The following is a 13,982-nucleotide window of genomic DNA, read 5'->3' on the forward strand; positions in this document are numbered from 1 at the left end:
TAGACAGAAAAAAGAGCAGTCTCGATTTGAGATTGCTCTTTTTTTCTTGAATATTATCTGATTTTACTTATTTAATTTTAGAAATCTCTTCTTACCAATTTGTAGGACATCCTCATTCATTAATACGCGAGATAGATCGTCCGCAGCAATTTTTTCTCTATTCAAGGAAACCCCATTTTGCTTAATGAGCCTTAAAAAATCACTTTTGCTCTGAATAAAATGGATAGAAATTAATTGCGGAATGATATCCTCTATTCGTTCTTTATCAATTTCAAGTAGCAATGTAGGAATGTTAGTTGGAATAACCTTCTTTTGAAAAGCAGCTTCAAAATAGGATTTTGCATCCATCGTAGCAGCGTGACCGTGATACAAGGCTGTCACTATTTCTGCTAAGTGTAGTTTTAAGTCACGAGGGTTCTCCCCCATTCGAAGTCTTTCTTGAATGGCCTGCACTTGAAGTGGATGCTCATCTGTTGCTAATTCAAAATATTTGATAATGAGCGAATCTGGTATTTCCATTATTTTTTTAAACATAACTTCGGGTGCTTCATGGATACCAATATAATTCCCCAAGCTTTTACTCATTTTTTCCACACCATCTAACCCTTCAAGTAATGGCATAAAAATAGCAATTTGTTTTTCTAGCCCACGATGCCTTTGCAAGGTGCGTCCCATGAGAATATTGAACGTTTGATCGGTTCCCCCTAATTCAATGTCAGCTTTTAATTCTACAGAATCATACGCCTGCATGAGGGGGTAAAAAAATTCATGCATACCAATTGGTATTTGCTGATGGTAACGCTTTTGGAAGTCTTCACGCTCTAAAATACGGGCAACAGAGGTAGTGGCTGCCAGCTGGATAACTTCTTCAAAATTTAATTTTGCTAACCATTCACTATTGAATCGGATAGTCGTTTTTTCTTCATCTAACACTTTAAAAATTTGCTCACAATATGTTTTGGCATTTTCCCCCACCAATTCATCACTTAATGCCACACGTCCCTTAGATTTTCCTGTAGGATCACCAATACGGCCGGTAAAATCGCCAATGACAATGACAGCATGATGCCCTAAATCTTGCAGCTGTTTTATTTTTCGTAACACAACTGCGTGGCCCAAATGAATATCTGGTGCGGATGGATCGAGCCCTAACTTAATTGTTAAGGGTTTTTTCTCTTGAAATGAGCGCTCTAATTTTTGTAGTAGCTCGAGTTCATCAACAATTTTGTTAGCACCTTTTTTAATAATAGCTAACTGCTCCTTTGGTGTTAAAAACATACAAAACATCTCCTTGTAATATTAAAAATTAATATTGCAAGATCTATAAGAGTTTCTAAAAGGACTGCTGTCGCCCTAATGTCGTAATAGGACGTCCAGATGCAAAAAACGCCCTTAGGATTAAATCCTAAGGACGTTAATGAACGTGGTACCACCTTTTTTCGAGAGCTACTCAAATAGCACTCCTCCATTAGTACAGCCGCGGCGATACTATTGCAATGATTACGGATGCAAACCCGTCGTAGCCTACTAGAATTTCGGTACGCAGCTCCAAGATGTATTCACTTTAATATCCCTTGCGCCTCTCAGCTACCGGCTACTCTCTGTCAGTTCTATTAAAGTTACTTGTTCTTTTCCATGCCTTTGACTCTTATACTCCGAAATGTGAAAAACAAATCTTCGTTATGCAGATATTTACACTAATTATAATCACTTCAACAAATTTGTCAATTGTATAAAGTAAAAAGAGAGATCTCATAACGAGATCTCCCTTTGTTTACTTAACGGATTCTTGTTTTAAATTACCTGTCTTCTCATCATAGAATCGAAGAAGGTCTCCATTGATAATGGCGTCGGAATTTTCTAGCTCCATTGTTGCACGATCAGCGTATGGCTGACATGGCTCAACTTCTATTTCTTCGCCAGTTGATTTATCATAGCAAGCTTCTCCCGCATACACATATTTATCTGTGATAAAGCGTCCATCACGGAACACTACGAAGTTTTCATGCTCTGGAGAGAATAAATCTGCACCCATTTGCATATCTTTTGACGTTTCAATGCCTAGTAGGTGTAAAATCGTTGGACGTAAATCCATTTGCCCAGCTATTTCAGTCATTTCTTTCCCATCGTCAGATCCTGGGATATGGATGAATAAAGGCACTTCCTGTAGTAATGCATTATCAAATGGTGTAATTTGATCTTTTCCTAAATATTGTGCCATTGCTTTATTATGGTTTTCTGAAATACCGTAGTGGTCACCATACATGACAATAATTGAATTATCATAAACACCTTGATCTTTCAATTGTTGGAAGAAATCTTTTAAAGCTTCATCCATATAGCGTACCGTTTGGAAGTAGCGATTTAATGTCCCTGAGTTCGAATCATACTCAGGAATCATAATATCTTCCGGATCCAATGTAAATGGATAGTGGTTCGTTAACGTAATAAGTCTTGAGTAGAATGGTTGCGGCATATCTTTCATTAACGCTGCAGATTGCTCTAAGAATGGCGTATCCTTCATTCCCCAGTTCACAGCTTGCCCTTCTTCTACCGTATAAGAATCTATATCGTAGAACTTATTGATTTTTAAAGATTGATACATGATGTCACGGTTCCAGAATGATTTATTATTAGGGTGCATGACATTAGTAAAGTAACCATTTTCCCCAAGGCGCTCTGCCATTGAGTTATACGTATTTCCACCGTGTGTGAAGAATACTGCTCCACGTCCTAAACCAAACAATGAATTTTCTACAATAAACTCAGAGTCAGATGTTTTTCCTAGACCTGTTTGGTGGTAGAAGTTACTGAAATAATACGTATCTTTATCTTTTGTTAAAGAGTTTAAGAATGGCGTAACTTCATGTCCATTCATATCATTGTTAATAACAAAGTTTTGTAAAGACTCCATAGACACAACAATTAAGTTGCGACCTTTATACTTCCCAAACATTTCTGGGTTAACTGCTGCCTGATTAGAGCGAACATAGTTGTTTACTTCAACTAATTCACTACCGTCCGCTAGCGCACGTTGGGCAGATGATTTTGTTTGAATATAAATATCATACAGATGGTAATTGTACGTACCAATATTTTTTACAAGTAATTCGCGGTCAAAACTACGTGTTAATAATTGTGGACGCTCTGTTTCAGCTAAACCTAAGTTTAAGAATGACATAGCGATTGCCAGCACAAAAAATGCACGACGGAATTCCACATTTACTTTAAACGAATTTTTCATTTTTGGTATAAATTTATTTGCTAAGATTAAAATAAGTACATCAACAAAATACAATACATCCCAAGGCTCTACAATGGCTGCTACTGAAGTTCCTAAGTCACTAAAGTTACTTGTTTGGAATAATACCGGTAGTGTTATAAAGTCATTATAAAAACGATAGAACGCTACATTTCCGTAAAGGACTATTGATAAAATAATGCTGACTGTAATTAAATAACGATTTCTAGCTTTTGCTGATTTAAAGAAAAGTGCTAAACCATACGTAAATAGCAAGAAACTTAATGGGTTAATAAACAAAATAAATTGTTGCATTGCATTTTCAATTTTCATCTCAAAGCTCGTGTGGTAAACAATGACCGTTTTGATCCAAGTTGCTATAATTGCTAGTATCATAAATGAATGTTTAGGCCACTTTATTGATCTCATTCCTAACATCCTCCCTACTTCCTTACAAAAAAATAATAATTTTTTACATTTTGTTACTGAAACAAAATATATCTTAATCCTTTTTTTACAGATAATCAACACATATCTTTTAGAAATTTTACTCTCCTTGCTCGTATATGCACCAGATATCTATATATACGTTTTACATTGTAAAAAGTTTCGTAAAAACATAAAAACAGCGGAAACCCACTGTTTTTAAGAATATTACATACATGTTACATTAATTTTACAATACCCCATTACATTATATTTCAAACATTACTTTTTATTCTCTTCCATACGAAATCTTGTCGTTTCTTGTCGAATTAGTAATAATGCCATTTGGTAATCTTTTATGTCTAGTACATTCGCTTTATAGAGCTCTTTTATTTCATCCTCCATTAACATCAAATCGCCAATAGGGTCCCTTGTATAAATATAAGTACCATAGGTTTTCAAGAGTTCATAAATATCTAACATTTTATCCATTTTCGCTCGCTCCTCGATGTGCTAGACAGTCAATGCGTTCTGTCGGTGTCACTATGATGTCTACAGGGCAATCATGTTCTTCCATAGGAACACGATTAACGATCTGCTCGTCAAAAAGTAATGACATCAATTTACCCTTTTTATAGTTTAATACATAGCGATCATAATAACCACCGCCATATCCTATTCGATAGCCTAATCGATCAAAAACAACTCCTGGTACCAAGATAATATCCATCTCATTTGCGTCAACTAACTCACATCGTTCGGGAATAGGCTCACGCAAATGCATATATACTGTTTCAAGCTGAGCAAACGATTCAATGGCGTAAAATGTCATTTCTCTTGTTTTGGGGTGGCACTTTGGCACAGCGACCTTTTTCCCAAGCTGCCAAAGTTCTTCAATTAAAAGAATTGTGTCGACTTCTGGCTGATTTGAAATGGTAATGCCGATCGTATTTGCTTCTATTATATATGGTTCCTGTAGCACCCTTTTCACTACAGCTTTAGATTGTCTGCGATAAACTTCTTCATTTATCATCGCAAGTGTTTCTCGTACCTTGTTTCGTAATGTTGTTTTATCCATGCAGGCTACCTCCTATATAGTAAAACCTCAATCATTCATAAAATGTAGAAAGCCAAAACCACTTGTGGTTTTGGCTTAATGAGCAATTACTTAGTTTCACGGTGAAGAGTGTATTTCTTCTCGCGAGAGCAATATTTTTTAAGTTCAAGACGCTCTGGATTGTTACGCTTGTTCTTTTTAGAAATGTAGTTACGTTCGCCGCAATCTGTGCAAGCTAAAGTAATGTTTACGCGCATCATTAACCCTCCCACTCTATATCAAGAATTTAAATTTGAGCATGATTTATACGACTAACCTATTATAACACAAACTGAAAAAAAATCTACCTTCATTTCATATTAAGTTTGCATATGGTAAAATATCTTATAATTACATACTACAACGAGGTGAAACTATTGGATTTATCCATTATACTAATGATTTTTGGGATTCTTTTGATGATAGTATCGTTCTTTTTCAAAAATAGCTCGAAAAAAGTCGAGAAAGATGTCGAAGAATTATCTATCTCCATTTTCCAAGAAACGAATAATTTAAAGCGCCGTTTAAAAATTGTAGAGGAAGAGCTACTATTAGAGCCAGAGTTTCAAGTAAAATCAAACTCAACACCTAAACCTAATCCTAGCGTCCAAAGTCCTAAAGTACAACAAGTCATGCAAGCCGTCCAACAAGCGGCACAAGCTTCAAAAGTTGCGCCTAATCCATCACAAGTAAAGCCGATTCATCAAATAATTGTAAGTCAGGTGCTCGAATTGAATAAACAAGGACTTTCAGTAGGCGATATTAGTATCCGCTCAAATTTAACAGAAGAACAAGTTCGTCAAGTGATTGCAAATGGGGGGCGTTAATGTATGAATACGTCTTCCATTCGCTCATTTGGCCTAGCCATTTTTCTAGTCGGTGCCTTACTTGCTCTTGCAAGTCGATTTGATGTGAACATTGGACTACCTGAAAAAAATTCTTCCAACCAACAGCAAGTTGAAGAGCTACAAAATAAGCTTCATCAGGCCAATCAAGAAATTGCTACGCTGAAAAAACAAGTCAAACAAGTACATACTACTGAAGAAACTACTACTGCTGTTTCTTCAGAACCATCTGTTAAAGAAGATACAAATGCGGATGGTACAACAATGACATTGCAAATATATAGTGGAATTACACCATATATTGTCGCCCAAAAGCTTGAAGACGGTGGTATTATTTCTAATAGCGTTGAAATGGAGTTACTACTCGCAAACGCAAAATATGCACGAAGCTTACAAATTGGGTCCTATGAAGTCAATTCCTCCATGTCTTTAGAGGAAATTGCGAAATTAATTACAGGTAAAAAACAATAAAGAAAAGCTGTCGCTAGATCCAAATTAGGAGGCGACAGCTTTTTTTATTTAAGCAATACTTTCAAAGAAGGCTTGCATCATTCTACTTCCCTCTTTTGTACCGATAGATTCAGGATGAAATTGCAAACCGTAAAGAGGATATTTTTTGTGTTGTATAGCCATAATCTCCTCGTCATCACCTGCTGTTGCGATAATGTGAAAATCACTGTGTAATGAAGGTTCTTCAATAACGAGAGAGTGGTAGCGCATTACTTGAATATCTCCATCTAATTGTGCAAACAAACCCGTTTGTTCATATTGTAGATGTGACAGCTTGCCATGCATGATGGTTTGAGCCTGCACGATGTTTGCTCCAAATGCGTACCCAATGGATTGATGTCCAAGACAAATCCCTAATATAGGAAATTTTCGATATAGCTCCTTAATAACATTAACTGTAATACCTGCTTCCGCTGGTGTTCCTGGTCCGGGAGATAAAACAATAGCTTCCGGTGACATTTTTTGAATTTCTTCTATTGTAATAGCATCATTCCTCACAACTTTAACGTTTTTCCCAAGCATGCTTATTTGTTGAAATAGATTGTAGGTAAAGGAATCATAATTATCAATTAATAAAATCATTTTTTTACCTCCAATAGTGCTCGAGCTTTATTCAGCGTTTCCTCATATTCAGATAATGGAACAGAGTCGTGAACAATACCTGCACCTGCCTGTACATGAGCTTTCCCATCTTTAATAATCATGGTACGAATAGCAAGGGCTAAATCCATATCACCTGTCGTAGATATATACCCAACAGCTCCTGCATAGACGCCACGCTTTACAGGCTCTAATTCATTTATAAGCTGCATCGCACGAATCTTTGGTGCTCCTGACACTGTGCCCGCAGGTAAACAAGCACGAAGGACATCCAAAACTTGGAGGTCGTCACGTAGGTCTGCTAATACCTCAGATACAATATGCATGACATATTTATACCGTTCAATATGCATGAATTTCATCAGCCTTACAGACCCCACCTTTGCAATGCGACCAAGATCATTGCGACCTAAATCCACGAGCATACGATGTTCTGCCACTTCTTTTTCATCCTCCAATAGCGCATTGGCAATGGCTTCATCCTGCTCCTTTGTCACACCACGCGGCTTGGTACCAGCGATTGGATTTGTCGTCACCTGCCGATTTTTAACTTTTACAAGGCTTTCTGGAGATGTTCCTAAAATAATATAGGACCCATAATCCATGTAGAACATATATGGAGAGGGATTGGAGGTCCGTAATTGGCGGTATAGCGCAAAAGGTGAGCCTGTAAACGAGGCTGAGAACCGTTGGGATAGCACTATTTGGAAAATATCCCCTTTCAAAATATGTTGCTTCGCACGCTCCACTAAAGCGACAAATTGCTCCTTCGAAATCATTGGCTTAAAATCAAGACTATCTACTTTGAGGGCAGCAAAAGCTGTCCCCTTGTATAGCTGCTGCTCCATCTTTGAAATAGATGCTTTCATCTCTTCGAAGGAACGCCCTTCTCTAAATAAATCTATTGAAGCCAATGTAATTTTCTGTGTCATATGATCAAAAACAATAAATGTGTCATAGAAAAAAACATGGACATCAGGCATGGCTAATTCATCCTGTAAATATTCACCGATTTTTTCTGTATAAAAAGCTGTTTCATATCCAAAGAAACCGATAGCGCCTCCAAAAAAATGGAATGGATACGTTTCTTCATGGAACGGCATCACTCGCTTTAAATAATCGAGTACATTCCCATTCGATTTTTCCTTTTCCAGTCCTTTAATAAAGGTATACCCCTCATTATTTCCTTTTAATTCAGCCACTGGATCAACTGCAATAAAGGAGTAACGTCCACTTTCCTCATGCTTGGCTGACGATTCGAACAGCATTTTATGCTGCCCCTTCAATGATTGATAGACAGAGATAGGGGTCATCATATCACCCTGTAATACTTTCATGGCATACTTTCTCATCTCAACTGTCATTCTCTTCTCTCCTTCTCTAAGCTCTGCTCTTCTACACCAAAATCCATATAAAAAGGCCTTTCCATCACAAAAGGACGGAAAAGCCGTGGTGCCACCTTCATTGGTCAATAAAAAGACCCTCTCTAAGCCTTATAACGTAGGCATACGCTAATCCATACTAGTAGTTCAGAATTAGAGCTCCGAAGTCCATTCACTATTTATTTGTACTAGTTTCCACCAACCACTAGCTCTCTATGACAAATACTAATAGCTACTACTCTTCATCAACGCTGATTACTAGGTTATATTGTAATGCAAACTATCTTACAATTCAATTTATTTTTTCTTTCTCGGTCCTTCATCGTCCTCTGGGGCTGCTAAAGTAATTGATAGCTCCTCCACAATTTGGCGAATGGCAAAGAAAATTTCCTGGCGTACCTCTAGCATGACTGCTGTATCGTTCGTAGCAACGAAGAAGCGAATAAGCACACGATACCTGTCATAATGAAATTCATCAATATAAACATGGATCATGTCTTTCTCTGTGTTAGCATGTAAATAAATTTCCTTATGAATAGCTGTTAAGGCACTGCGTATTGTGTCTTCTTCATTTGTAGCAGCTACATATAAATATTGCTCACATTTACGCTTCTCTCGTCTCGATAAGTTGTAAATGGGACGATTAACCAAATAAGAGTTTGGCACATAGACAAGGCCTTTGTCTCCTGTTTGAATTAAGGTACTGCGAAGATTAATATCTTCAATCGTCCCTTCGATTTTTTGATCTTCGGTCGCAATCCAATCGCCAATTTGAAATGGATTATCAAGTGCCACGGACATACCACCAAACACATGGGCTAACGTATCTCGAATTCCAAAAGCAATCGCTACTCCCGTTAAGCCAATCCCTGTTAAAAAGCCATTCAGATTAAAGTTCCAAAATGATGCGATGGTAAACATGGCAAAAATCATAATGAGTACTTTACCAATTCGTAGGAAAAAAGGTAATAGTACATTTTGGTCCTCTTCGCTAGTTAATTGAAGTGGCTGCTTTGTATAGAAATTTAAAACGTCATATACGCCCTTAAAAGCAAAAAACACCATAATAGACAATACAAAATTTTTCGTTGATTTATGCGTAAATAAAGGAACTTCTATTAAATAAGATAAGCTAAGCACAATGACTGCTGTCATAAATGCATAGCCAATGGCTTTACTAAATTGTGCAAGCACATTGGCTTGGAAATTTCGGTGGCGATTTCTTAAAAAGATGACCAGGCGATTAATGATCTTTTTTATGATAAATCGTTGAATCAGCCAACCAACTATACAAATAATAATCGCTACTAAGACATCCATCCAAGTTGGGACTGTAAATTTAGGTATAATCCAATGTAATGAATCCATGTATATCTCCTTTTAGTACCTATGTATCTCCAATAAAAAGGAGCTGACCTTCCGTAAAGGTTAGCCCCTTTCTGTTATTGTATGGCATCATCCGCAAAGAAAGCCTTATTGGCAAACCAAAATTGTTGTTCATTAAAATTATCTTCATGCATTGCAATGACCGAAAATTCAGCAAGGTATTTTCGTTTCATTTCCTCCAGCATCACTTTGGCTTGCTTACTGACGAGATGCTGTCCATCTATAGGAGTGCCCTCTGTAAATATAATGACTTCTGCTTCGGTGACTAGTTGATTTTCATGCAATATTGATCTGACAAACTGTAGAACAGGCAAAAGCTCAGCTTCTCCTTTAGCTTTATATTCAATAAAGCTCTTAAAATCAGCTAAATTTAAATGACCATTTTCAAAGCGATAGTGAACATTGATTTGCCGGTCATATGGGATGATATATAAATCGCGATTTTCGCGATGGGCATTCATAAATAACGGTAAAATCATGCTTTTACATAGCTCTGAATAAGCTTCCATCCCTGTCGTCTGCTCTAAACAAATAATTATGGGCCCAGGATCCTGTTTGTAGTCGTGAAAGGGTATATAAAACACATTGCCATTTTTTGTTGTTTGCTGTTTGAGCTTTTGACGTCTTAGCTCTGACCATTTCCGTTCGTAATACAAACGCTGCTCCTTGCCATTAGCCAGTCTCTCAGCCTTTTCGATAGCGGGAATATTTTCACGAACCTCATGCAGAATGTCTGCTAATTCTAATGCAAATGCTGCCATTTTTCGTAATGGTTCACTCTTTAAAAAATAGTCAATAAAATAATGTTGTTCCCTGCTGCTTAATTCCTCAAGATGTAAGTTTTCATAGAGAAAACGTAAATAATTACGTTGTTCTAGTGACATATCTTGATTAAACTTTTCTATGAGTGATTCTATCGCGTCTTTCACGAAGCAGCACCTCCTAAGCACCACGTTTTTTTGGATATTGTCTATAGTATAACCAAAAAATTTTTTTGACAATACAAAACGCTCGCTATATAGACGCCACATAAAAACACAATGTTGCTGCTTCTCATTATTTTTTTCAAATGAAAAGAAGAGCTAGCAAATAGCTCTTCTTCTTTAATTATTTAATTCATAATGCTTGCCTTTCACTAAGTAAAAAAGATGCTCCGCAATATTAGTAGCATGATCTGCAGAGCGCTCTAAATATCGGCAAATAAATGTTAGATGGGTAATTTGAGAAATATGTGCGGGGTCTTCCACGCCTGCACGCAGCAAAAGTGTAACCGTAGCTCCGTATAAATCATCCACATAATCATCTAATTCAGCGATTTCTTTAGCACGAACGGTATCTTCCTCTGTAAAGGCCTTCATAATGCTCTCTAGCATTTCTACAGTTTTATTGCACATTGTTTGTAGATTTGTCATAGGGAACACAATCGGTTCTTTTCCAATTCGAATTGCTTCTTTAGCGATATTCACAGCATAATCGCCCACTCTTTCCATATCTGCTGCTGCTTTCACAAGGACCATGAGACGACGTAAATCAGTAGCTACAGGTTGTTGCTTAGCAATCATAAGAATCACATGATCATTTATTTCTTCTTCTAGCCGATTTATGATTAAATCGTCCTCAAGTATTTTCAATGCTTTTTCTAAATCCTGTTCGACTAATGCCTCAAAAGCTGTTTTTAATGCAAAAATGCTGCTATTGGCAAGTGCAATAAATTGCCCCTGAACTTCTTTTAACTCCTGTTCAAAACGCTCACGTACTACCATTGATTGCTCCTCCTTAGCCGAAACGTCCTGAGATATAATCTTCCGTACGTTGATCGGATGGTGTTTGGAAGATGATATCTGTTTTATCGTATTCTACCACTTCTCCACTCAGGAAGAACGCTGTTCGATCAGAGATACGTGCAGCTTGCTGCATATTATGCGTCACAATGATAATGGAATAGTCTTTTTTCAACTCTTGCACAAGCTCTTCCACTTTTAATGTAGAAATTGGGTCTAATGCAGATGTTGGCTCATCCATTAAAATGACATCCGGTTCAATCGCTAGGCATCTTGCAATACAAATACGCTGCTGCTGACCACCAGATAATCCATAGGCATTTTGATTTAAACGATCTTTGACCTCATCCCAAATAGCTGCTCCTCTTAGAGACTTCTCAACGATTTCATCTAAAATCTTTTTATTTTTAATGCCATGAATTCTTGGTCCATACGCGATATTATCATAAATAGATTTTGGGAACGGGTTTGGCTTTTGGAACACCATTCCTACGCGTGTTCTTAATTCCTCTACCGTATAGTTTTTATTTAAAATATTACGCTCACGGTATAAAATTTCACCAGATGTACGAACGCTAGGAACAAGCTCTACCATTCTGTTTAATGTTTTTAAATACGTAGATTTACCACAGCCAGAAGGCCCGATAATCGCCGTTACTTCATTTTCATAAATACTTAAATTAATATCCTTTAGGCCTTGATGATCACCGTACCATAAATTCAAGTTACGTGTATCATAAACAATATTTTTCGCTATATCAGCGGAAGATTTCGTCGTCGCTTGATTCAATTTGACAATTGTTTTTTCCTCTTTTAAATCTAGTACCATAAGGTCACCTCATTAATAACGTTTTTGGAATTTATTTCGAATAAAGATGGCAATAGAGTTCATCAATAGAAGAACAGTCATAAGCACTAAAATACCAGCTGCGGCCACATACTGAAATGCTTCTTGCGGACGTTTTGCCCAATCATAGATTTGCATCGGTAGGGCTGTGAATTGGCTTAGTAAACCATTCGGCAAAAATTGTAGAATGACTGGAATTCCGATGACAACAAGTGGCGCTGTCTCCCCAATGGCACGGGACATAGCCAAAATACTTCCTGTCAAAATACCGGGAATAGCGGCTGGAAGTACCACTCGTAAAATCGTTTGCCATTTTGTTGCGCCCATCCCATATGAAGCTTCTCGTTGCTCGTTGGGTACAGCACGAATGGCCTCTTGTGCCGCTACAATAATGACAGGTAGAATTAATAAACTCATTGTTAAGCCAGCAGCTAAAACGCTTTTTCCTAAACCCATCATGCGTACAAAAATAGTTAAACCTAGTAATCCAAAAACGATGGAAGGTACACCCGCTAGATTTGAGATATTCATACGAATAAAGTCGTTGATTCTATTTTTCTTTGCGTACTCCTCTAAATATATTGCCGTACCTACACCTAAAATAATGGATACTGGCGCTACAACTGCCATTAACCAAAGTGAACCAATTAGGGCAGCTTTGACACCTGCTTTATCTGCAAAACGTGATGCAAAATTCGTTAAGAAATCAATATTTAAATAGTCAATTCCTTGTGTCACTATGCGGTAAAGCAAAATAGCTAAGGTAACAAGCGCAAACGTAGTAGCTAAGAAAAATAAGGTTTTCCAAACTTTATTGAATGTAATACGCTTTGTCATTCGTTTCATGACGGCTGTGTCATCCATATAGCGCATCTAGTAAACCTCCCTGAAGCGTTTCGAAATATAGTGAGCCAGTAAATTCATTACTAGCGTAAAGATAAATAGTGTAAATCCAACAGAATAGATGGAGTAGTAAATAGTAGTTCCATAACCTGCATCACCAGTTGAAACTTGTACAATGTATGCTGTCATTGTTTGGATAGAATCCGTCACATTGAGATCAAATTTCGGTGTTGATCCACCTGCAAGCGACACAATCATCGTTTCTCCAATTGCCCGGGAAATAGCTAATACTATAGAGGCGATAATGCCGGATAGGGCAGCAGGCAGAACTACTTTAATGGCTACCTCAAATTTTGTTGCACCTAGAGCTAAAGCCCCTTCGCGCATACTATTTGGTACTGAAGACATGGCATCCTCAGATAGAGATGTAATCATTGGTAAAATCATAATCCCTACAACAATCCCTGGGCTAAGTGCATTAAATAATTTAAGTCCAGGTACAATTTCTTGTAATAAAGGTGTGACAAACGTTAAAGCAAAGAATCCGTAAACGATAGTCGGTACACCTGCTAAAACCTCTAAAATAGGTTTCACAATACGTCTTGTTTTTTCACTTGCATATTCACTTAAATAGATAGCTGAAGCAATTCCAAATGGCACGGCTACTACAACTGCAATAAGTGTCACTTTTAATGTACCAGCGATTAACGGCAAAATTCCAAATAACGGTTCATTCCCCGAAAACGGTAACCACTTCGTCCCAAAAAGGAAATCCGTTATCGACACACGTTTGAAGAATTCAAACGTTTCAAAAATAAGGGTGAAAACAATGCCAAATGTCGTTAAAATAGAGATAATTGCTGCAGAAAATAATAGAGCTGGCATTGCTTTTTCCACTATTTTCTTAGTTTTATGATTGCGCGAATTTGCAATTAATTGCTGCACAGATGAGGTCTTATTTTCCTTTTGAGAAACCATTGGGAGCTCCTTTCAAATAAGGGAGGGAAAGAGCATACATCTCTTTC

General features: G+C 37.3%; 15 protein-coding genes and 2 other annotated features. Of the genes, 2 read left to right on the forward strand and 13 right to left on the reverse strand.

Annotated elements, in window-relative coordinates; genetic code table 11:
• Positions 1-63 precede the first annotated feature (63 nt).
• The 5 genes from tyrS to rpmG all read right to left on the reverse strand — a co-directional run bounded on the left by tyrS (position 64) and on the right by rpmG (position 4,981).
• A complete protein-coding gene (gene tyrS / locus ACE1MS_RS14665) occupies positions 64-1,278 on the reverse strand; it encodes a tyrosine--tRNA ligase (RefSeq protein ID WP_447402447.1) in 1,215 nt (404 codons plus the stop codon).
• A 126-nt stretch (positions 1,279-1,404) separates the two neighbouring features.
• Positions 1,405-1,645, reverse strand: a binding site (T-box leader).
• Positions 1,646-1,774: 129 nt separating this feature from the next.
• Positions 1,775-3,670 (reverse strand): LTA synthase family protein, encoded by a 1,896-nt coding sequence (locus tag ACE1MS_RS14670; protein ID WP_036162118.1) that lies wholly within the window; start codon positions 3,668-3,670, stop codon positions 1,775-1,777.
• A gap of 279 nt (positions 3,671-3,949) precedes the next feature.
• Positions 3,950-4,159 carry a YqgQ family protein gene (locus ACE1MS_RS14675; RefSeq protein ID WP_447402448.1) on the reverse strand — a complete coding sequence of 70 codons (210 nt, stop codon included), beginning with the start codon at positions 4,157-4,159 and terminating at the stop codon, positions 3,950-3,952.
• On the reverse strand, positions 4,152-4,745 hold the full coding sequence (locus tag ACE1MS_RS14680; RefSeq protein WP_447402449.1) for a 5-formyltetrahydrofolate cyclo-ligase: 594 nt from the start codon (positions 4,743-4,745) through the stop codon (positions 4,152-4,154). Before ACE1MS_RS14680 ends, ACE1MS_RS14675 begins: the two co-directional genes overlap by 8 nt.
• A gap of 86 nt (positions 4,746-4,831) precedes the next feature.
• Positions 4,832-4,981, reverse strand: a complete 150-nt coding sequence (gene rpmG, locus ACE1MS_RS14685; protein ID WP_008408521.1) for a 50S ribosomal protein L33 — start codon at positions 4,979-4,981, stop codon at positions 4,832-4,834.
• Positions 4,982-5,131: 150 nt separating this feature from the next.
• Between rpmG and ACE1MS_RS14690 the strand changes: the two genes are divergently transcribed.
• Entirely contained in the window at positions 5,132-5,590 is a 459-nt protein-coding gene (locus tag ACE1MS_RS14690; protein ID WP_012295169.1) for a hypothetical protein, read from the forward strand.
• Between the two features lie 3 nt (positions 5,591-5,593).
• Positions 5,594-6,079, forward strand: a complete 486-nt coding sequence (locus ACE1MS_RS14695; RefSeq protein WP_031416962.1) for a hypothetical protein — start codon at positions 5,594-5,596, stop codon at positions 6,077-6,079.
• Between the two features lie 48 nt (positions 6,080-6,127).
• Here ACE1MS_RS14695 and ACE1MS_RS14700 read toward each other — a convergent pair whose 3' ends face one another.
• The 8 genes from ACE1MS_RS14700 to pstC all read right to left on the reverse strand — a co-directional run bounded on the left by ACE1MS_RS14700 (position 6,128) and on the right by pstC (position 13,935).
• The gene (locus tag ACE1MS_RS14700; RefSeq protein WP_012295171.1) at positions 6,128-6,700 is read right to left on the reverse strand and encodes an anthranilate synthase component II; all 573 of its coding nucleotides are present in this window, start codon (positions 6,698-6,700) and stop codon (positions 6,128-6,130) included.
• The gene (trpE, locus tag ACE1MS_RS14705; protein WP_031416965.1) at positions 6,697-8,082 is read right to left on the reverse strand and encodes an anthranilate synthase component I; all 1,386 of its coding nucleotides are present in this window, start codon (positions 8,080-8,082) and stop codon (positions 6,697-6,699) included. Before trpE ends, ACE1MS_RS14700 begins: the two co-directional genes overlap by 4 nt.
• Positions 8,083-8,149: 67 nt before the next feature.
• Positions 8,150-8,358: a binding site (T-box leader), on the reverse strand.
• A gap of 39 nt (positions 8,359-8,397) precedes the next feature.
• Positions 8,398-9,468 carry a mechanosensitive ion channel family protein gene (locus tag ACE1MS_RS14710; protein ID WP_031416966.1) on the reverse strand — a complete coding sequence of 357 codons (1,071 nt, stop codon included), beginning with the start codon at positions 9,466-9,468 and terminating at the stop codon, positions 8,398-8,400.
• A gap of 74 nt (positions 9,469-9,542) precedes the next feature.
• The gene (locus ACE1MS_RS14715) at positions 9,543-10,415 is read right to left on the reverse strand and encodes a hypothetical protein (protein ID WP_031416967.1); all 873 of its coding nucleotides are present in this window, start codon (positions 10,413-10,415) and stop codon (positions 9,543-9,545) included.
• Positions 10,416-10,589: 174 nt separating this feature from the next.
• Positions 10,590-11,249, reverse strand: a complete 660-nt coding sequence (gene phoU / locus ACE1MS_RS14720) for a phosphate signaling complex protein PhoU (protein WP_012295176.1) — start codon at positions 11,247-11,249, stop codon at positions 10,590-10,592.
• Positions 11,250-11,262: 13 nt separating this feature from the next.
• Positions 11,263-12,096, reverse strand: coding sequence for a phosphate ABC transporter ATP-binding protein PstB (gene pstB / locus ACE1MS_RS14725; protein WP_012295177.1), 834 nt, complete (start codon positions 12,094-12,096; stop codon positions 11,263-11,265).
• A 12-nt stretch (positions 12,097-12,108) separates the two neighbouring features.
• Entirely contained in the window at positions 12,109-12,987 is an 879-nt protein-coding gene (gene pstA / locus ACE1MS_RS14730) for a phosphate ABC transporter permease PstA (protein WP_012295178.1), read from the reverse strand.
• The gene (gene pstC, locus ACE1MS_RS14735; protein WP_025116033.1) at positions 12,988-13,935 is read right to left on the reverse strand and encodes a phosphate ABC transporter permease subunit PstC; all 948 of its coding nucleotides are present in this window, start codon (positions 13,933-13,935) and stop codon (positions 12,988-12,990) included. It abuts the gene before it with no gap.
• Between the last annotated feature and the right edge of the window lie 47 nt (positions 13,936-13,982).

It is taken from the genome of Lysinibacillus sp. fkY74-1 (genome assembly GCF_053165895.1).